The organism is Promicromonospora sp. NPDC110617, assembly GCF_055598465.1.
The window spans coordinates 765933-784611 of the sequence record NZ_JBVKBM010000003.1; the positions used below are offsets into that span (position 1 = coordinate 765933).

Annotated in this window: 21 protein-coding genes and 1 pseudogene; 9 read left to right on the forward strand and 13 right to left on the reverse strand. The window is 73.0% G+C overall.

The features are described 5' to 3' along the window. Window positions 1–441: 441 nt before the first annotated feature. The 4 genes from ACZ7LE_RS21170 to ACZ7LE_RS21185 form a co-directional block, all read right to left on the reverse strand. Entirely contained in the window at window positions 442–720 is a 279-nt protein-coding gene (locus ACZ7LE_RS21170) for a hypothetical protein (RefSeq protein WP_470405210.1), read from the reverse strand. 200 nt (window positions 721–920) lie between these two features. Then, a complete protein-coding gene (locus tag ACZ7LE_RS21175; protein ID WP_470405211.1) occupies window positions 921–2750 on the reverse strand; it encodes an HNH endonuclease signature motif containing protein in 1830 nt (609 codons plus the stop codon). 223 nt (window positions 2751–2973) lie between these two features. Beyond that, a complete protein-coding gene (locus tag ACZ7LE_RS21180) occupies window positions 2974–4065 on the reverse strand; it encodes a Gfo/Idh/MocA family protein (RefSeq protein WP_470405212.1) in 1092 nt (363 codons plus the stop codon). A 64-nt stretch (window positions 4066–4129) separates the two neighbouring features. Then, window positions 4130–5101, reverse strand: a complete 972-nt coding sequence (locus tag ACZ7LE_RS21185) for an aldo/keto reductase (RefSeq protein WP_470405213.1) — start codon at window positions 5099–5101, stop codon at window positions 4130–4132. Between the two features lie 140 nt (window positions 5102–5241). On the opposite strand from ACZ7LE_RS21185, the gene ACZ7LE_RS21190 reads away from it, so the two are divergent. Next, entirely contained in the window at window positions 5242–5751 is a 510-nt protein-coding gene (locus tag ACZ7LE_RS21190) for a MarR family winged helix-turn-helix transcriptional regulator (RefSeq protein ID WP_470405214.1), read from the forward strand. A 90-nt stretch (window positions 5752–5841) separates the two neighbouring features. Here the strand turns inward: ACZ7LE_RS21190 and ACZ7LE_RS21195 are convergent, their stop codons facing one another. Next, window positions 5842–6180: a toxin-antitoxin system YwqK family antitoxin gene (locus tag ACZ7LE_RS21195; RefSeq protein ID WP_470405215.1), complete on the reverse strand. Its 339-nt coding sequence runs from the start codon at window positions 6178–6180 to the stop codon at window positions 5842–5844. Between the two features lie 375 nt (window positions 6181–6555). On the opposite strand from ACZ7LE_RS21195, the gene ACZ7LE_RS21200 reads away from it, so the two are divergent. Both ACZ7LE_RS21200 and ACZ7LE_RS21205 read left to right on the forward strand, forming a co-directional pair. Next, on the forward strand, window positions 6556–6867 hold the full coding sequence (locus ACZ7LE_RS21200) for an ArsR/SmtB family transcription factor (protein WP_470405216.1): 312 nt from the start codon (window positions 6556–6558) through the stop codon (window positions 6865–6867). Next, window positions 6864–7409 (forward strand): SRPBCC domain-containing protein, encoded by a 546-nt coding sequence (locus ACZ7LE_RS21205; RefSeq protein WP_470405217.1) that lies wholly within the window; start codon window positions 6864–6866, stop codon window positions 7407–7409. Before ACZ7LE_RS21200 ends, ACZ7LE_RS21205 begins: the two co-directional genes overlap by 4 nt. 51 nt (window positions 7410–7460) lie before the next feature. Here the strand turns inward: ACZ7LE_RS21205 and ACZ7LE_RS21210 are convergent. The 4 genes and pseudogenes from ACZ7LE_RS21210 to ACZ7LE_RS21225 all read right to left on the reverse strand — a co-directional run. Beyond that, window positions 7461–7619: pseudogene (locus tag ACZ7LE_RS21210) on the reverse strand (rhamnogalacturonan lyase family protein); the annotation flags it as partial. A gap of 15 nt (window positions 7620–7634) precedes the next feature. Next, entirely contained in the window at window positions 7635–8426 is a 792-nt protein-coding gene (locus ACZ7LE_RS21215; protein WP_470405218.1) for an ABC transporter permease, read from the reverse strand. Further along, window positions 8423–9196, reverse strand: coding sequence for an ABC transporter ATP-binding protein (locus ACZ7LE_RS21220; protein ID WP_470405219.1), 774 nt, complete (start codon window positions 9194–9196; stop codon window positions 8423–8425). The genes ACZ7LE_RS21215 and ACZ7LE_RS21220 overlap by 4 nt, the downstream gene beginning before the upstream one ends. Beyond that, on the reverse strand, window positions 9193–9759 hold the full coding sequence (locus ACZ7LE_RS21225; protein ID WP_470405220.1) for a TetR/AcrR family transcriptional regulator: 567 nt from the start codon (window positions 9757–9759) through the stop codon (window positions 9193–9195). Before ACZ7LE_RS21225 ends, ACZ7LE_RS21220 begins: the two co-directional genes overlap by 4 nt. Before the next feature lie 131 nt (window positions 9760–9890). Here ACZ7LE_RS21225 and ACZ7LE_RS21230 point away from each other — a divergent pair, with 131 nt between their 5' ends. Then, a complete protein-coding gene (locus tag ACZ7LE_RS21230; protein WP_470405221.1) occupies window positions 9891–10724 on the forward strand; it encodes a hypothetical protein in 834 nt (277 codons plus the stop codon). Window positions 10725–10731: 7 nt separating this feature from the next. On the opposite strand, the gene ACZ7LE_RS21235 is transcribed toward ACZ7LE_RS21230, so the two are convergent. Then, on the reverse strand, window positions 10732–10962 hold the full coding sequence (locus ACZ7LE_RS21235) for a hypothetical protein (RefSeq protein ID WP_470405222.1): 231 nt from the start codon (window positions 10960–10962) through the stop codon (window positions 10732–10734). An 82-nt stretch (window positions 10963–11044) separates the two neighbouring features. Between ACZ7LE_RS21235 and ACZ7LE_RS21240 the strand changes: the two genes are divergently transcribed. Beyond that, on the forward strand, window positions 11045–11800 hold the full coding sequence (locus tag ACZ7LE_RS21240; protein ID WP_470405223.1) for an alpha/beta fold hydrolase: 756 nt from the start codon (window positions 11045–11047) through the stop codon (window positions 11798–11800). Here the strand turns inward: ACZ7LE_RS21240 and ACZ7LE_RS21245 are convergent. Further along, on the reverse strand, window positions 11769–12323 hold the full coding sequence (locus ACZ7LE_RS21245; protein WP_470405224.1) for a DUF1990 family protein: 555 nt from the start codon (window positions 12321–12323) through the stop codon (window positions 11769–11771). The two genes, ACZ7LE_RS21240 and ACZ7LE_RS21245, sit on opposite strands and share 32 nt — an antisense overlap. Before the next feature lie 95 nt (window positions 12324–12418). On the opposite strand from ACZ7LE_RS21245, the gene ACZ7LE_RS21250 reads away from it, so the two are divergent. Both ACZ7LE_RS21250 and ACZ7LE_RS21255 read left to right on the forward strand, forming a co-directional pair. Then, on the forward strand, window positions 12419–13048 hold the full coding sequence (locus tag ACZ7LE_RS21250) for a hypothetical protein (RefSeq protein WP_470405225.1): 630 nt from the start codon (window positions 12419–12421) through the stop codon (window positions 13046–13048). A 75-nt stretch (window positions 13049–13123) separates the two neighbouring features. Further along, window positions 13124–13984 carry an alpha/beta fold hydrolase gene (locus ACZ7LE_RS21255; protein ID WP_470405226.1) on the forward strand — a complete coding sequence of 287 codons (861 nt, stop codon included), beginning with the start codon at window positions 13124–13126 and terminating at the stop codon, window positions 13982–13984. Here ACZ7LE_RS21255 and ACZ7LE_RS21260 read toward each other — a convergent pair. After that, window positions 13968–15242 (reverse strand): cytochrome P450 family protein, encoded by a 1275-nt coding sequence (locus ACZ7LE_RS21260; protein ID WP_470405227.1) that lies wholly within the window; start codon window positions 15240–15242, stop codon window positions 13968–13970. The two genes, ACZ7LE_RS21255 and ACZ7LE_RS21260, sit on opposite strands and share 17 nt — an antisense overlap. A 116-nt stretch (window positions 15243–15358) precedes the next feature. Between ACZ7LE_RS21260 and ACZ7LE_RS21265 the strand changes: the two genes are divergently transcribed. Then, window positions 15359–16765: an FAD/NAD(P)-binding protein gene (locus tag ACZ7LE_RS21265; protein WP_470405228.1), complete on the forward strand. Its 1407-nt coding sequence runs from the start codon at window positions 15359–15361 to the stop codon at window positions 16763–16765. Here ACZ7LE_RS21265 and ACZ7LE_RS21270 read toward each other — a convergent pair. Continuing rightward, on the reverse strand, window positions 16762–17067 hold the full coding sequence (locus ACZ7LE_RS21270) for an EthD domain-containing protein (RefSeq protein ID WP_470405229.1): 306 nt from the start codon (window positions 17065–17067) through the stop codon (window positions 16762–16764). The two genes, ACZ7LE_RS21265 and ACZ7LE_RS21270, sit on opposite strands and share 4 nt — an antisense overlap. Window positions 17068–17274: 207 nt before the next feature. Here ACZ7LE_RS21270 and ACZ7LE_RS21275 point away from each other — a divergent pair, with 207 nt between their 5' ends. Next, the gene (locus ACZ7LE_RS21275; protein WP_470405230.1) at window positions 17275–18273 is read left to right on the forward strand and encodes a hypothetical protein; all 999 of its coding nucleotides are present in this window, start codon (window positions 17275–17277) and stop codon (window positions 18271–18273) included. The last annotated feature ends 406 nt before the right edge of the window (window positions 18274–18679 follow it).

The following is an 18679-nucleotide window of genomic DNA, read 5'->3' on the forward strand; positions in this document are numbered from 1 at the left end:
AGTACGCAGAGCCCCAGGGCGACGCCGCCCGTCCGGCGGAGGTGGCTGGGCGCTCCCACCGGTCAGCTCTCCTTCACGGGGACGGCGAAGACGGCGTCGGGGCTCGTCGGACAGCGCATGGCAAGGCCTCTCCTCAGCGGACGACGGAGGGCTCCGCCGCCCGCTCATCAAAACGTACGTCGGTGTACGTTTTCAACCTGACTGCTCTCCCCGAGCGCCCGACCGCCCCGCAGCCAGCGTTCTTCCTGCGCACGTGCAACGCCAACATCCCGGACTTGCCCACCGTCGGGTACGCGGAGCACGAGGAGCTGCGGACCGTGCTCAGCGAGGGCGATCCCGCGCGGCCCGGAGAGCCGTCGAGGAGCGTATGGCCGACTCGTACGTGCGACTGCGCCAGCCGGAGCTGCCGTCGGACTCGGACGGGGGTGTCGAGGTCTGAGGTCAGGGCCGGTGCGATGACGCCGCGGCGCGCAGGACCTGCAGCACGCTCTCTGCCGGGACCTCGCACGGCTTGAGCACGGCGCCGTCGGCGGTGAACCAGATGTTCGCGCCGAGCCCTTCGGCGCCGCCGAGGTGCTCCGCCTCGAACGAGACGACCTTGCCGCCCGCGCGCGTGGTGCGGGTGACTCCCCAGGTCTGCCCAGCGATCTGCGCGCGTGACCAGCCCTCGGGTATCGCCCCGATCAGCTCGTCCAGCCCTTCGTCCCGCGACTCGCCCATGTGCTCGCCCCTCTCGCCGCGTGGTCGCCCCCTGAGTTCGAGGCGCACCCGTCTCAACCTGTCGGCGCGGGCGGGTTGTTCCCGGCGGTGGCGGGTCGCGGTCGAGGGGCAAGCGGTCATGGCGGGGTCTGGTGGCTGCCGGTTCCGGGGTCACGGTCAGTCCCGGACCGGTCTCGGTCGAAACGTAGTTGTCTTCTGGTTCAGAACGGCGGCTCGCCGGATCGATCTGAGGCAGCAGGATCGCCGGGCCCAGATCGGGCGGTGAGGTCAGAGGAATCGGAGGAGGCGGTCGCTGGTGAAGCCGCGGCGTAGGCACGAGGCAGTCGGCGTCCGGTCAGGGCACGCAGAGTCAGGTCGTGACTGGTGTCCGGGTCGACCTCCTCCAGGTCGACCCGGGTGTCGAGCACCGTCGGAGGACGGACATGTGCCCGCCCTGCCGGTACGGTCCAGGTGGTGATCCCGGTGCTCGGGTCCCGCTCGACACCCCAGCCCGCGTGCGTCTTCAGCAGATGGTGCCGTCGGCAGAGCGCGTGGAGATTGTCGGCACGGGTCTGCCCGCGCACAGGCTCCCCGGCTGGGCGCTGACCAGCTTCCTGGTCGCGCTCATGGTCGAAGGGCTCGATATGGTCCAGGTCGCACGACACCGCCACCGCATCACAGCCGATGAAGGTGCAGGTCCCGTCCCTGGCCTCGACCGCAGACCGGAGCACCCGGCCCGGCTTGTACGTGGTGGTCGAGTAATCGGTGAGCACCCCGGTGACCGGGTCGGTGAGCAGCCGCTGCCAGGTGGCATCGTCGGCGATCAGCCGTGCAGTCTCAGCGGGTACCGATCCGAACCCGTCCAGTTCACCAGGCATGTCGTCCAGACCCAGGAGCGCGCTCGCAGGGACCGTGACCCGGACGACCGGCCGTGTCGGCGTCACCCGCACGACCGTCTCGTGGACAACGGGCGCCCGACCACCGCACGAGCAGACGGGACCGAGACCGGCATCTCCGGAATCCGAGCCAGTGCGTGCGACGACCTCGACCTGGCCCCTCGGCGCGAACCGGTCTCCGGGCAGCAACCGGCCGGTCACGATCCCCGTCAGGCAGTCCGCACGCAGCTGACCCAGGGTCCGCTCCTCACCCGCCGTGTACCGCAACTGGTGCGCCATGTCGTCCACGACACCCCACACCGCCGCAGCATCCACCGCCGGCAGATACGCCGAGAACCAACCCATGTCATTCTCCGCCCGGTCCAGCTGAACATTCCGATCCAACGCCGCGGCCCGCGCCGTCTCCTCCGCCCCGTGCCTGGCCTTCGCGAAGGCCAGGAGCTTGTTCCGCAGCCACCGCCAGGTGCGGTACGGCGCCTGTGGCAGGTATCGGGCAATCGCTTCGGCCCGCTCCGCCACCGTCAACTGAGCAGCCGACCGCAGCAGCGTGTGCGCCTTTTTCACGTCGATCCGGCCGTCGACCAGCGCACTGATCACCGTGGGGTGCTCGGCACCTGACTCCGCCCGCACCACTACCTCGGAACCCTCAGCCTGGGTGACCACGAGCTCCGCCGTGACCTGACCGACCAACGAGTGATGAGCCAGCGGGCTCGACTCACGCCCGGCCCGCTCCGCCATGGCATATGCCTGGACTCCAGCCGCCCACGACTGCAGCCGGGCACACGCGCCCGCGAGATCCGCCAGCATGTCGTCGGACAGGGCAGCCAACGGGCCAGACCTGTCCTCGGTGGCGCCGGTGAACGCGGAGTCCACGCCACCTCGGAGTCCGGCACCCAGCCCCGCGACCTCGCTGACCACCCGCGCCAGCTCGGCGCCTGGTGCTTCGGTCAGCGCCTCCTGCAGCATCTCGTCCGGCCACAGCGCCACCGGCCCGAGATCTGCAGGAGAGTCCAGCCGGCCGCCGGACACGGCGTCACACCGTTCCGGCCCCGGCGGTGCGTCCAGCCCGTGCCGCCCGTCATCGTCACCGAACAGCGCCTCACACTCGGCGAACAGCGCGGCGAGCCAGGCGTCGTCGGGCATGGTGCCGTCCACGAAAGGGTCCGCAGACACGGCGGGTACCGAGCCCCCAACGCCGTCCGACCATTGCCTACCCACGGACAACACCTCCGAGGACCCTCATGCTGCTCAAGCCATACAATTACAGCGGACGTTTGTTCGATGCTAGGTGGAGCCGCTGACGTCCGCTCGTTCTTCTGCCCGCCGCGTAACCGGCTCCCGCCGGAGTGCGCCAGTGCGGTCACAGCAGTAGCCAGGACTACTGCCGCACTCCCGTTCTCGCCGCCTCCTCGACCCGCGCGACCAGCCGGCTGTTGTGCGCGGCCCGACCGAATCCCGGTGTGTGGCGGGTGCCGTCAGCCATGTCGCGCGCGAGGCTCGCGTACACCTCCCCCACGTTGATGGAGGCACCGGTCCAGATCTCGGCCGCGGCGGGACCCGTGGCCGTGGAGACCGGGCGGTCGGGCACCTCGAAGTCCACGCTCGAGGTCAGCGTGAGGTCGCCGACCTGGACGCCGGCGGGGTGGTCGCCCGTGAGCCTGAGCCAGCCGTCGGCGCCACGGACCTCCAGGCCGAACCTGGCCTCGGGTACCGGCACACCGGCCAGGACCTGGACACTCACCGGGGCACCGGAGGCGGTCTTGACGATGGCGTCCAGGTGGTCCGGGACCTCACGGGTGGTGAGGGTGCCGGTGTCGAGCAGCTTCACCTCCGGCCAGAGCAGCTCCGTCCGCGCGTCGATCTCGGTGATGTCGCCGAGGACGGTCTCGACGACGTCCAGGACGTGGCCCACGGCGATCGTCATGAAGCCCGCTCCGGCCGCGGCCTTGTCGAAGTACTCGTAGGCACTCACCGATTCCGGGCCGTTCCCGAAGGTGGTCGCGGTGACGCGCGCCGACAGCAGCCGCCCGAGCCGGCCCCGGGCGATGATCTCGGCCGCCCGGCGCACCGACGGGTTGAGGCTGCCCTGCAGCCCGATCGCGGTATGCAGCGATCCGGCCGCCGCCGCCATCTCCTCGGCCTCCGCGACGCTTGCGCCCAGTGGCGACTCCGAGTACACGGCCTTGCCCGCCGCGAGGGCGGCGAGCACGAGTTCACGGTGCGCCGGGACCTTCACGGCGACGGTGACGAGGTCGATCGACGAGTCGCCGATCAGGTCGTACGGGTCCGCGTACCAGCGCCCGGCCCCGAACAGCTCGGCGGCCTCCCGCGCGCTCTCCTCCCGCCGCGTCGCCACCGCCGCGAGCGCCAGCCGCGGCTGGGCCGCCAGCGCGGGGATGTGGGATGCACCCGCCCAGCTCGCCCGCGCGTCCGCGCCGATGATCCCGACACGAATCAAGTTGCTTGCCATGGTGTGTTGCTCCGTTCGCTGCTGTGGTCAAGGCATGTCGAGTCGACCCCTGCGGGGTCGTGCTTCACCGGCCGACGGCGGCCATGCCGTCTGGGTCGTGCCGGTCGCCGGACGCGGGAGTCAGGCTGTTCAGCCGGCCGACCTGGTCCGGGGTGAGCCGGATCCCGTCGGCACCGAGGTTCTCCTCGAGCCGCGCGATGCGCCGGGTCCCGGGGATGGGGACGATGTCGTCGCCCTGCGCCAGGAGCCAGGCCAGGGCGACCTGGGCCGGGGTGGCTCCGGCCTCCGTCGCCACGGCCCGGACCTCGTCCACGATGCGCAGGTTGCGTTCCAGGTTGCCGCCGGTGAAGCGCGGGTTGGTGCGCCGCCAGTCGTCCGCGTCGAGACCATCCAGCGAGCGGATGTTCCCGGTCAGGAAGCCATGCCCCAGCGGGGAGTAAGCCACCAGGCCGACCCCCAGCTCGCGCAGCACCGGCAGGACGTCGGCCTCGGGGTCCCGGGTCCAGAGCGAGTACTCGCTCTGGACGACGGCGAGGGGGTGGACCGCGTGGGCACGACGAATGGTGGCGGGGCCGGCCTCCGACAGGCCGATGTGGCGGACCTTGCCTTCGCCGACCAGGTCGGCCAGGGCGCCGACGACCTCCTCGATCGGAGTGTCCGGGTCGACCCGGTGCTGGTAGTACAGGTCGATGCGGTCGGTACCGAGACGCCGTAGCGAACCCTCCACGGCGAGCCGGATGTTCTCGGGTCTGCTGTCCGGGCCCGGCCGGCCCGTGTGGGACACGAGGCCGAACTTGGTGGCGACCACCACCTCGTCGCGGCGCCCCTTGATCGCCCTGCCGAGCAGGGCTTCGTTGGTGTAGGGCCCGTACACCTCCGCGGTGTCCAGGTGCGTGACCCCACGGTCGAGGGCGTGCCGGACGGTACGGACGGCGTCCTCCTCGGACTCCCGCCTCCCGGTGTAGAAGTCGGACATGCCCATGACCCCCAGGCCGAGGCGCGATACCTCGAGCCCGCCGAGCGATGTGGTGCGCAAGGAATGGTCCTTTCCTGGATCGGTCGGTGCGCGACTCAGCCAGCGACCGAGTGAACTTGATGCGTCAAGATGAACTTGATGCGTCAATTTCTACCCCGTGGAACTTGATGCGTCAACAACCCGGTCGTAGGCTGCATCACATGACCTCGACAGCGGACGCGCCACGAGCCGAACCACGCTGGCTGAACCAGGAGGAGCTGGCGGCGTGGCTGGCCAACTCCGCGATCATGATCAGCCTGCCCGCCGCCCTCGACGCCCGGATGCAGCGCGAGTCCCGACTGACCTTCTTCGAGTACATGGTGCTCTCCGTGCTCTCCGAGCAGGAGGACCGGACCATGCAGATGAGCGCGCTGGCCGTCCGGACGTCGGCCTCGCTGTCGCGGCTGTCGCACGTCGTCGGGCGGCTGGAGGCGCGGGGGCTGCTCACGAGGTCCCGGATCCCCGGCGCGGGACGCCGCACCAACACCACGCTGTCCGAGGCCGGCTACGACGTCGTCGTCGCGGCAGCACCCGGACATGTCGCGGCCGTCCGCGAGTACCTCATCGACTCGCTGGAACCGCGGGACCTGGAGGCCTTGCAGCGCATCGGCTCGGCGGTGGAGACCGCGATCAACGGTGGACCGGCCCCCCAGGCCGCCGCCGAGCCGTGAGCACGGTCGCTGTGAGCGCTGCGGACAGGGCGAAGGTCAGAGGCCTGTGCTGGTGCCCGACGTCGGCCCTCGGCCGTCCGGTTCAATCACTCAGCGCCTCGCGCCGTGCCACTTCACACCCGTGGTCGTGCCGTCCGGGTGGTAGGTGATCCATTCGCCGGACTTGCGGCCCTGGTCGTACTGCCCGACGTCGAGCGGGCGACCCTGAGCGTCCCAGCGCTCCCACCGGCCGTGCCTGACGTCGCGGTCCAGCCTGCCACCCTGCAGCAGAGCACCGTTGGCGCGGTACCAGGTCCAGGTCCCGTGCCGCTCGCCCTCGACGTAGTCGCCCACCATCACCCCGCCGTGCGGATCCGGCTCGGCCCAGGGGCCGGTGCTGCGGCCCTGGTCGTCGAGCGCGTTCGGCGACTCCGGCACCGTGCCCGTCATGCCGGCGTGCCTGCTGGGCGGATCCACCCGCCTCCCCCGCCCGTGCGACGACGTCGTCGATCTCCCCCTTGCTGCCCATCGCGCACGAGACGATGACGGCGCCCGGACGAGGGGCCGCCGGGGCCGCGACGCCCGCGCGCTCGACGTAGGTCGCGCACTCCCGCCGCTCGACCAGGTACAGCGACAAGTTCGGCAGCTCGAACGCGATCATGCCCTCGTCGACCCCGGGCGCCTCGAGGCCCAGGCCGTCGCGGTAGAAGCGCAGCGTGCGCTCCAGGTCGGTGACCGGGAGCGAGACGACGACGATGGCGGGGCTCATGGCAGCGACCGCAACATGCCTTGCTGTTCATATGACCAACCGGTAATGTTTGCACCATGGATGGTTTCGCGGTGATCGCCGAGCCGACCCGGCGCGCGATCGTGGACCGCCTCCGGCTCGGCGAGAGCGACGTGGGCGCCCTTGTCGAGGAGCTGCAGGTGTCGCAGTCGCTGGTGTCCAAGCACCTGCGGGTGCTGCGGCAGGCGGGCGTGGTGGAGTCGGAGGTCGCGGGCAAGCGCCGGATCTACCGGCTCACGGACCGTCCGCTGCCGGACGTGCTCGCCTGGGTCAAGCCCTACGTCGACCGCTGGAGCACGAGCTTCGACCGGCTGGCCGAGGCACTCGACCACGAGGAGGAGCAACGATGACGGAGTCCGTACGCGCCCCGCGCGACGAGGAGATCGCCGCACAGGTGCGCGCACCGATCGAGGTGCTGCTGGAGCTGGACGAGGACCGGTGGACGATCGTCATGCGCCGCCGGTTCCCGCACGGCCGGCAGAAGGTGTGGGCCATGCTCACCGATCCCCCGAGGCTGGCACGCTGGTCGCCGATCGTGCCCGACCGGCCGCTGACCGAGCCGGGGCCCGCGACCAGCCGGGAGAACCCCGGCGACGAGCCTGCCGACGCCGAGGTCCTCGTCGCGGACGCGCCGCACCGGCTCACCCACCGCTGGGGCGATGACCTGCTGACCTGGACGCTCACGCCCGACGGCGACGGCACGGTGCTGGAGCTGCGGCAGACCACCGCCGAGCGGGCTGCGGCGGCGATGCTGGCCGCGGGCTGGCAGGTGTGCTTCGGGCGTCTGGCCGCCGAGGACGACACGGACCGCGAGCGCCCGACCGGGCAGCGGGCGCTGGCCTACGGCTGGCAGGAGCTGAGCGACGGCTATCGGAGCCGGTTCTCCGGGTAGACGCCTCGCCGAGGCAGCAGATCGCCACCTCGGCGAGGCGCCGTCGCAGACCTACTTCGGCGCCGGGACGGGCACCCGCGACCAGTCCGTGTCGGACGCGAGGTAGAACCCCGGGTGCGACGGCTGGTTGTAGGTGGTCTGCTGCCGTGCCACCTCGGCCCGGTACTGCGGGTCGTGCAGCAGCGTGTACATCTTGATCCCGCTCACCTCGGCAAGGGCGTCCCTTCACACGTTCGTCAGGCGCCGCCAGGCATGAACGACGGCGACGACGGCGAGCGGACCGACCGCGGCGGCGAGCAGCAGGTGGGGCGGGCCGACGGCGGTCGCGGCGGCCGCCCCGCCCATGCCCGTCCACAGGGACGGCGCGGCGTAGGGGAACCACGTCCCGCCGCCGAGCAGGACCACGATCTGGGTGAGCGCGACCATCCCCACCAGCGCGCCGACCGTTCCGAGCTGGCTGCGGGCCACGGTCGCGACCCAGGCGAACGGCAGGGCAAGGCCACCACCGAGGAGCCCGGCGACCACCGCGACTCCCGCCTCATCCCATGCTCCGAAAGGTGCGCCACCGCCCGCTACGACGAGAGTCGAGGCGGCGACGGTCACGAGAACGGTCAGCACCACGCAACCGGCGATCCAGGCCAGCGCGACCAGGCACTTGGCCAGGGCGATCGTGCCGCGTGGCACGGCGAGGCCGAACAGTGCGCCTGCGGTGCCGCTCTCCAGCTCGCGCCCGAACGACCACGCGACGAAGAACCCGCCGGCAGCCAGCGCCGCGACCGAGAGCACCTGGGCGCACACCATCAGGTGCGTGGTGGCCAGGTCACCGGAGGCGTAGTCGGCGAGCTTGGCCGCCGTCGGACCGACGGCCTGCGGCGAGCGCGCCAACGCCACCATCCCTACGCTGCCCGAGGGCACCAGCACCACGAGCAGCACGGTGGCCAGACGCGCGACGACGGAGCGGCGCAGCTTGAGCGCCTCGACGAACAGTGCGGCGCCGAGCGCGGCGACGGGCCTCATGCCCGCTCCCCTGTGTCAGTGGCTCGGGTTCTGCCGGTCTCGGTATCGGTGCCCCGGCTGTCAGCGTCGAGGACCATGGCGAAGAACCTCTGCTCCAGGTCGGTGCCGCCGGGTTCCAGCCGCCCGACGTCGCGCCCGGCGTGCAGCACGACGATCTCGTCCGCGATGCGTGCGACCTCGTCGAGGTGGTGGCTGGAGACCAGGACGGCCGCACCGGCGTCAGCCAGGTCGCGGACCAGCCCACGCACGAGAACGACGCCCTGCGGGTCCAGGGCGCTGGTGGGCTCGTCGAGGATCAACGCGGCCGGCCGGTGCAGCGTCGCGCAGGCGATCCCGAGCCGTTGACGGTTGCCCGTCGAGAGGGCCCGCGCCCGCACATGCCGCCACGGGTCGAGCCCCATGCGTCCGACGGCGGTGCTCGCACCTGACGTGTCGGCCCCGCCGCTCAGGCCGTGCAGCCGAGCGGCGCAGCGCAGGTTCTCGGTGACGGTCAGCTCCGGGTAGACCAGTGGCGCATCGACCAGGTGTCCGAACCGCATCGCGACGTCGGCGGGCAGGTCGGCCGCGTCGTGACCCAGGATGCGCGCGATGCCACCGGTGGGGTGCAGGCGGCCGGCGAGTGCGCGCAGCGCCGTGGTCTTGCCCGCGCCGTTGAGGCCGATCAGGGCGGTGACATGGCCGGGCCGGACCGGCAGCGTGAGGTGGTCCAGGGCCACCCGGCTGCCGAAGGAGTGCGAGACGTCGTCGAGCAGGAGGGCGGGGGCGGTCACGGAGCGACTCCCGCGGGGGCGAGCTGCGCCAGGGCGCGCCGGACGAGGTCGGCGAGCGTGACGTCCCTGGGTGCGGAACCCCAGGCAAGGAGAGCCGCCGTGGTCGCGGCCAGGCAGGCGGAGGCGGCGATGGCGGCATCCAGTCGGTCGACACCGTCGGAGACGAGCCGCTCGACGATCGCGTCCTGCGTGGCTTCGGTGCCCACTGCCACGGCGGCGCGCAGCGAGGGTGACCGCGCGACCAGGGCAACGCGTCGCCGTGCTGTCGCGTCCTCGGTGGGCGTGATGTCACCGAGCGCGGCGAGCAGACCGAGCCGGGTGCGTTCCAGCGGCGGCAGACCGGCCGGCTGGGCACCGACGGCGTCAGCGATGAGGGGGTCGTAGGGATCGGTGACGAGCACGGCGTCCTTGGTGGGGAAGTGCCGGAAGAACGTCATCGGGGTGACGCCCGCGGCATCGGCGATCTGGTTCACCGTGGTGGCGGCGTACCCCTGACGCTCGAACAGGTCGAGCGCGGCATCCAGGATGCGGGCCCTGGTGCGCAGGGTACGGGGAGTGACCATTCTCGAATGTTAGTCACTAACATTTGTGCCCGGCAAGACCCTGGCATGCTCGCGCAGACGCCGTCCGTCAGAAAACGCCACTCCCGCCGAGGTAGTCGACCTAGATCGGGCAGAGCAGTACGTTTTGCCCCATGAGCAGTGACAGCGACGCGCCTCGGACCGAGGGCGGCGAGAAGACTGAGCGGATGGACCGCCTACGGGCTCTGCTGAACAAGCCCATCAAGATCCCGGAGTCGGCGTCGGCCGACACCGAGGACGCCGACTACGCCGCAGCCGTGGCAGCCGCCGCGACACCCCAGGGGGCCAGGACTCCGATGTCAGCCGAGGGAAAGACCCCCAAGGGCGCCAAGCCTCCCATCGAGACGCCGCCCGCGGTCAAGGCCGCCGCGGAGGCGCTCGACCGCCTGACCGAGGAGGAGAAGGAGGCCGTCGTCGAGGGCGCCGGGTCCGGCAAGAGCCGGTCGCGGCGCACCTGGGCCGACGCCTACCTGGCCAAGCCGGACAAGCCCCTAACCCCGGAGGAGGTCCGCGCCGAGCTGACCGTAGCCCTCAAGGAGCAGGGCGCCGACCTGCGGGAGCTCGTCGCGAAGCGGGGCGACACGCAGGAGAAGACACTCAAGGAGGCGCTGGAGACGGGCCTCGAGCAGGGCCTCGCGGCGGCTCAGGAGAAGACCGTGGCCGAGCTGGCCACCCGGTTCGACGGCCGGCTCGACGAGCAGGCTGCGGCGGCCGAGCGCGCCGCGACCGAGGCCCGCGCGGAGGCGGAGCGGCTGCAGGGCGAGCTCGACGCGCTCACCACGACCGCCGGCACGCTGCGCGGCGACCTCGACGCAGCGCGGACGGCGGCCGACGCCGCGCGCGAGACCGCGGAGGCCGCCACGAAGAAGGCGGCCACCGCGACCACGTTCGCGTGGGTCGGCATCGCGCTGGCGGTCGTCGCCGCCGTGGTCGGGATCGCGGTGTAGCCGCGGGCTAGAGCGGGTCGAGGCGCGGGTCGTCGAGGTCGGTACCGGCGCGCAGCACGAAGCGCCGGTGCCGCCGCTCGCCCTCGTGTCGCCCGCCGCGGTGACCGCCGTAGTACGTCGGCGTCTCGCGGACCGGCGCGTAGGTGACCCGGGGGCCGGTGAAGATCCCGTCCAGCAGGGCCGCGAACGCCACGTCGACGGGCCCGTCGAGTGCCTGACCTTCCGTAGGTTCGTACATGTGTTCGAGTATATCCGCCGCCTGGACGGGAGTCCACCGAATGCGTTGGCCCGTGCCGCGCCGCCGCCGTTACGGTCGGCGGATGATCCTCAGCCACGACACCACGGGTTCCGGCCCCGCCGTCCTGCTCCTGCACGCCGGCGTCGCCGACTCCCGGATGTGGGACCCGCAGCGCGCTCCCCTGGCCCGGCACCACCGCGTGATCCGCTGCGACCTGCGTGGCTACGGCGACACCCCGCTGACCAGCGCGCACTTCGACAACGCGGGCGACGTCAAGGCCCTGCTCGACTCGCTGGGCGAGCGGCCCGTGGCGATCGTCGCGGCGTCCGCGGGCGGCCAGGTCGCCCTGCAGGTCGCCTCCGAGTGGCCCGACCTCGTGTCGCGCCTCGTGCTCGTCAACTCCGCCTACGCGCTGCCGCCCACGCGTTCGGTGCAGCGCTTCGCGCGCCGCGAGGACGCGCTGCTGGAGGCGGGCGACCTGGACGGCGCCACCGAGCTCAACGTCGCCACCTGGCTCGGCCCCGACGCGGACGACGACGCCCGCGAGCTGGTGCGCACCATGCAGCGCCATGCCTTCGACGTGCAGCTCGCCGCCGGCGACGACATCAACGAGGACGCCGGCCCCGCGATCGACCTGGCGGCGATCACCGCCCGCACGCTCGTCGTCTCGGGCGGCCAGGACCTCGACCACTTCCGCGCCGTCGCGAACCACCTCGCCGGGCACATCCCCGGCGCCCGGCACACCCAGCTCGGCTGGGCCGGCCACCTGCCGAACCTGGAGCGCCCCGCGGAGACGACGGCGCTGATCACCGAGTTCCTGGACGACCCCCGCGACTGAGCTCCCGGGCCGCGCCCAGGTAACCGCGCGTCACACGGTCCTGCACCCGGTGCGCCGCGGGCGGCACGATCCGGCTGCCCCAGAAGTCGTGCCGGGCCACGGCGTGGATCTCGAAGGCGAGACCCGCGCCGTCGCGGAGCACGCGGAAGGACTCCACGCCCGTCTCCGGGTGGTGCGGCAGCGTCGCGTAGGTGAACCCGGCCTCGTCCGGTTCGCGGACGACGTCGACCACCCGGCACGGGGCCGTGAACCACAACGGCCCGACGTGCACGGCCTGCACCACGGTCACGCCGAGGGCGGCCGGGCCGGTCGGGGCGATCGTCAGCCCGGCGCCGCGGTGCACGGCCCAGCCGAACAGCGCGTCGGCGGCGTCCGCCAGGGACGCGTCCGGGTCGAGCGCCACCCGCTCGCGCAGGACGCGGGCGCGCGGCGGCGGGGCGGCCAGCCAGCCGACGTCGGCCACCGGGTCGGCGTGCACGGAACGGTCGAGGACACGGGCGAGGTCGGGCCGGTTCAGCTGCACCCCGGCACCGTACCCGCGGGCGGGGCCGGATCTCACCCGGCCACGCACCAACCGGCCATATGTCACAGAACGGCCGCCGTGTATCTTCCTCACCCATGGCGAGCGACCACGACCCCAGCGCCCTCGACGCCCCGATCCCGGCGGGCGGTGTGCCCCGTCACGCCTCCGCGAAGGAGCGCCGCGGCCTGAAGCCCTTCCTGTCCGACCTCAAGGCCGAGGTGCAGAACCAGCTCTCCCGCGCCGAGATCCCGGGCCGGGTGCCGCAGGCGGCGTCGGCCACGGCCGCGCCCTCGCACGTCACGGCCGCGCAGGTCACGGCGCAGCAGGCGGCGGCCGCGCCACTGCCCGCACCCGAGCCGGGCACCGCCCACGAGCCCTTCCCGCAGCAGCCCGACAGCGTCACGGCGATCGCGTCGGCCGCGCTCGCGACGGCCGACCACGCGGGCGCCGAGGCGGCCGCGGCCCGCGACGAGGCCGCCACCGCGCAGGCTGCCGCTGCGGCCGCGCGCGCCGAGGCAGCGGCCGCGCAGGCCACGGCGGCCCGGGCCGATGCCCAGCTCACGGCCCTCCGCGCGGAGATCGAGGCGGCCCACCGCGAGTTCGAGACCCTGCGGGCCCAGCTCGACGACGACCGGACGCGGACCCGGCGGCAGGTGCTGACCGCCTGGAGCGGCGCGGGCGCCGCGTCGGTGCTCGCGGTGGTCGCCCTGGTCCTGGGGTTCTGACGACGCCGGGGCCTGACACCCACAACCCGGCGAACCGGACCGATGAGTTCTCGACGGCACGGTCGTCTGACCCTCATGACGGAGACCCTTGTCGACGTACCGGGTGCCCTGCTGTGCGCCGAGACCTTCGGCGAGCCGGACGACCCGACCATCCTCCTGATCGGTGGCATCGGCGGCCCCATGGACTGGTGGCAGGACGACTTCTGCCAGGCCCTGGCCGACGGCGGGCCGCCCGGCCGGTACGTCATCCGCTACGACCACCGCGACACCGGACGCTCCCGGACCGACCCACCCGGGGCGCCGTCGTACACCGGGGACGACCTCGCGCTGGACCCGGTGCGCCTGCTGGACGCGCTCGGGATCGGCCGCGCGCACCTGGCCGGGGTGTCGATGGGCGGCGGGATCGCGCAGCAGACGGCGATCGAGCGCCGGCGCCGGGTCGCGTCGCTCACGCTGATGTCGACGAGCCCGGTGACGCACGACCCCGACGGGCCGACCCTGCCCGGCCCCACGCCGGAGGCGGCGGCCCAGTTCCACTCGCCGCCGCCGGACCCCGACTGGAGCGACCCGGACGACGTCGTCCGCTCGATCGTCGCGGCGGAGCGGGCGTTCGCCGGGCCCGGCTACGACGAGGTGGCGGCGCTGGCCACCGCCCGCCGGATCGTGCGGCGGTCGATCGACCCGGCGGCCGCGGCCAACCACTTCCTGGTCGAGAGCCGCCCCGTGCGCGGCACGCTCGCCGACGTCGCCGTACCCACCCTCGTGCTGCACGGCGACGCCGACCCGTTGTTCCCGCCCGAGCACGGCGCCGCGCTGGCCGCCGCCATCACGGGCGCGCGGCTCGTGCTGCTGCCCGGCGTGGGGCACCAGTACCCGCCGCGGTCCGCCTGGGACGTCGTCGTGCCGGAGATGCTCGCGATCAGCGCGCCGGCCTGACCGGCCGCGGAGGCCGGGGCACCTCGAACCGCACGGGCAGCTCCCGCGGCGCCGACGAGAAGAGCGTCCCGGCCGAGCGCAGCGCCTCCGGCGGCACGGTCAGCGCCACCCCGCCGAGGCGCCGCAGCGCGGCCTCGACCGTGATCTGCGCGATCAGGGTCGCGGGGCGGCGCGCGGGGCAGGCGTGCGGACCCGCGCCCCACGTGAGGTAGGAGAGGTTGCCGGACTCCAGCCAGATGTCGTCGCCGGTCCCCCGGGACTCGGCGCTGGCGCCCAGGATGCCCGGCACGACGGCGTCGCCCGCCGCGATCGCACGGTCGCCGAGCGTCGTGTCCGCCAGGGCGAAGCGCGGCGCCGCGTTGGGGGCCGGCGGGGTGGAGCCGAGCACGGCCTCCAGCGTGTCCGGCGCGGAGAGCCGGCCACCCGAACGCCCGTCGAACCGCGGGTCGGTGAGCCGCAGGCGCAGCGCCTGCGTGATCCACCCGACCTCGAACTCGCTGCCCAGGATCAGCGTGGCGGACACCGCGCTCTGCGCGTCCAGGTCGGTGGGCGCGCTCGGGTGCCGCAGGATCGCCGAGGTCAGGTCGTCGGACGGCGCCCTGCGGCGGTCCGCGATCAGATCGGAGATCAGCGCGCGCTGCGCGTCGAGCGCCTCGGCGCCGGCCGCGCCCTTGGCCTGGAAGACCTTGCGCGAGTGCCTGAGCATCGCCCGGGCCTGCTCCGGGTCGAGCCCGAACATCGTGGACATCACCAGCAGCGGGACCGCCCGCGCGTAGTCGGCCACGAGGTCCGCCTCGCCGGAGGCCACCACGCGGTCCAGCGCGAGGCCGCACCAGTACTCGACCGTCGCCGCGAGGCGGTGCTCGTCCACGCTCTCGAACGCGTCGTCGACCAGCCGGCGCAGGTGCCGGTGCCGCGCGCCGTCCACGTAGTAGATGCCGTCCCGGGGGGCCAGGACGCCGCCGACGCCGCTGCCCGGGCCGACGGTGCCGTCCGCGAACAGGCCCCAGTTGCGCGCGTCGCGCGAGTACAGACCCTCGTTGCGCAGCACCGTGACCAGCTCCCGGTGGCCCAGCACGAGCCAGGCCGGCACGCCCGGCTCCAGGAGCACGGGCGCCACGTTCCCCCACCGGGCGCGCAGCCGCTCGTACACCGCGGCGGGGTCGGGGCCGCTCGTGGTCTCGCTCAGCGGCATGAGGTCGGCCAGGCCGGCGACGTCGGCCAGGCGCTCCGACTGAGTGGTCGTCGTGACTGTCATGGCTCCCCAGGTTCTGGGCGCGACGGAGGCGCGCTCTACGCCTTTTAGCCGGAATGTATCTCATGTCCGATGCGCGGTAATACATCGGCCCTGGCCGCAACCGTTATCCTCGGGCCATGCAGCGGACCATCGCCGTCGTCGGCGGCGGGGCCGCCGGCGTCATCCTCTCGGCCCACCTCGTGCGTGCGGCCGCGTCACACGGGCCGCACCGGCAGGTGCGAGTCCTGCTGATCGACCCCGCGGAGACACCCGGCCGCGGCCTCCCCTACCGGACCACCGACCCCCGGCACACGCTCAACGCCGTGGTCGCGCGGCTCAGCGCCTTCGACGACGACCCGGAGCACCTGCTGCGCTGGTGCGCGTCGGCCGGCGTGCCCGCCGAGCCGGGCACCTTCCTGCAGCGCGCCGACTTCGGCCGGTACCTCACGGAGCTGCTCGGCTCGGTGCCCGTGCCGGCGGGCTCCGCCGTGGAGCACGTGCGCGGCTCGGTGGTGGACGTCGCGGACGGCCCCTCCGGCGACGATGACGTCACCGGCGCAGACGGCGGCGGGACGGGAGTCACGCTCACCCTGGCGGACGGCGGTGTCCTGCGCGCCGACGCCGCCGTGCTCGCGCTCGGCACCCCGCCTCCCGTGCGACTGCCCGAGTACGAGCCGTGGGGCGAGCGGTACGTCACTGATCCGTGGTCGCCCGACCTCGACGAGCGGGCCGCGGGCGCTCGCCGGGTGCTGGTCGTGGGCACGGGCCTGACCACGCTCGACGTCGTCGCGCACCTGCACCCGCTGCTGCCGGACGCGACGTTCACCGCGGTCTCGCGGGGCGGCGCCCTGCCCGCGGCGCACGCCGCGGACCCGCTGCCGCCGGCCGTGGAGGTCGAGCTCGACGGCACGCTCGCCGGCGCCGTCCCGACGGCAGGGGCGCTCGACGCCGCCGTCGACGTGGTGCGGCGGCGCGTCGCCGCGGAGCGCGCGGCGGGCCGGGACTGGCGCGCGGTGATCGACGCCGTCCGCCCGCAGGTCAACCCCGCCTGGTCCCGGCTGACGGCCGACGAGCAGGCGGCGTTCCAGCGCGAGCACGCGCGCTCGTGGGAGAACGTGCGGCACCGCATGTCGCACGCGATGCGCACCCACGTGGACGGGCTGCTCGAGGACGGCGTGCTCACGGTCTCCACGGTCGAGGCGGTGTTCGGCGGGGTGGACGCTCCGGGCCGGGACACCTCCGCGTTCGACCTCGTGGTGGGCGCCACGGGGCTGCCGGCCCTGACCTCGCCGGGCTGGAACCCCCTGGTGGACGCGCTGGTCGCGCGGGGCGTGATGCGGCCCCACCGGCTCGGCACAGGCCTCGACCTGACGCCGGACGCCGCGCTCGTCGACGCCGCCGGCGTCGCCCACCCGCGGCTGCGCACCATGGGGCTGGCCCGGCGCGGGCTGGAGTGGGAGTGCACGTCGGTGCCGGACCTGCGCCGGCAGGCCGCGCGCCTGGCCGAGGACCTGCTGGGTGAGGACCTGCCGGCGGAGTCCTAGCGCTCCACGTCGAGGAAGAGGCCGGTGATCTTGCCGCCGGTCGCCTCGATCACCGCACCGAAGAACGCGCCGCCCTCGGGCGAGGCCGTGGCGGCCGAGGCCTCGTCATAACCCTCGAAGTAGAGGTCGAGGGTACGGAAGGCCGGCGTCGGCGTGCCGTCCTCCTTGGGCCATACCCGGCTCGACTCCAGGCTCCGCAACCCGGGCAGCGCCCGCGCCTTGTCGAGCACCTCCGGCCAGACCGCCTCGAAGGCATCGGGTGCGTCGAGGTTGTCGATGATGATCTCGACCTTGGTCGCCATGATGTTTCCTCTTCTCGTGATGGGTCCTTGTAGACTGACTAGTCAGTCTACCTCATCGACAACACTCGTGCGCGGACCGATGTTCCGGAGGCGCCGCAGCGAGCACTGGTCATCGAACTGCCATGTCACGGTTGCCCTGCGGCAACGCGCGGGGTGAAGTCTTCCCTCGAACACCCACCTGTCACACCGACCGGGACGAGGGAACAGATGCCTGGACCTGCACGAACATTCACTCTGGCCGCCGGCACGACGGCGGCCGTGGTCGCCCTGGGGCTCGCGGCGGCGGGGCCCGCCGCGAGCGCCGCCGAGGTGTCGGCCGCGAGCGACGCCGACGTGGCCCAGCGCTGGGCGCCGATCCACTACCAGGACGTGGACCAGACCGGCACGAACGCGCTGGGCGGCCGCTCGGACTACCTCGCCGCCTACGACTTCGACGGCGACCTGAACGCGCGGAACAACTGGGAGAACACGGGCAGCTATCCGCTGGCCGCCACCGCCTACTACTCCGTCATGGAGACGTCGACCCACTGGTTCGTGACCTACATGTTCTTCCACCCGCGCGACTGGTCGGACTCGATCTTCGACACGGAGCACGAGAACGACGCCGAGGGCGTCATGGTCGCCGTGCAGAAGGACGGCTCGGCCTACGGCGTCCTGCGCGGTGCCGTCACGGTGGCGCACAGCGACTTCTACTCGTACACGCCGCAGGGCAGCACCTGGGGCGCGGGCGCCGAGACGATCGACGGCACGCTGCAGACGGCGACCAGCCCGCACGACGGCCTGGCCCACCCGGTCACCGCCCAGGAGGCCAAGGGCCACGGGCTCAAGGCGCGCCCGGGCTACGACATCAAGGGCGACGGCGTGATCTACTACCCGGCCGGCCGCGCCGAGGTGCCGGAGCACCCGGACGACCGGGACGTCTCCTACCGTCTCGTGGACGTCCACGCCGCCGGCGGCCTGTGGGCGCAGCGGGACAACACCCAGCTCTTCGCGAGCGCGGGCACGTTCGCGGGTGACGCCTCCGGTAGCTGCGGCGACGGCGGTATCTCGTGCACGCAGAACTCGGCGAACGCGCCGTGGGGCTGGGACGACGGCGACGACGTCCCCGGCCGCGGTGCCCTGGCGACGGACCCGGCGGGCCTGTCGGCGAGCTACTTCCGCATCCCGGAACCCCTCAACCGCACGTACGTCGACAACCCGTTCTGACGACGGGCTGGGCCGTGTTGACCACAGCATTTCCTGCCAGCAGCCCCGCCCGCGGTGTTGACCACAGCGGTTTCTGCCAGAAGGAGGGCCCGCGTGGCAGGAACTGCTGTGGTCAACACCGGGGGCCGGACGATGCGGGCCCCGGCGTCGTGGTCGGTAAGACGTCAGACGGTCGGTAGAAAGTCAGGTGGTCGGCAGTTCGAGCTGCCGACCACCTGACCTTCTGCCGACCACCCGATGTAGAGCGCTCGCCGAGCACCGGCCTCAGCTTCAACTTGACCTTGAAGGTTGGCCGCGGCTCAGCCTGAGGCCGAGGTTGAGGGTTACCGCTGGGCGAGGTCACCGGCCCGGCACCGGATCACCCGCCCCGCGCCGGGTCTCCGCCCCACGCCACACAGCGACCACG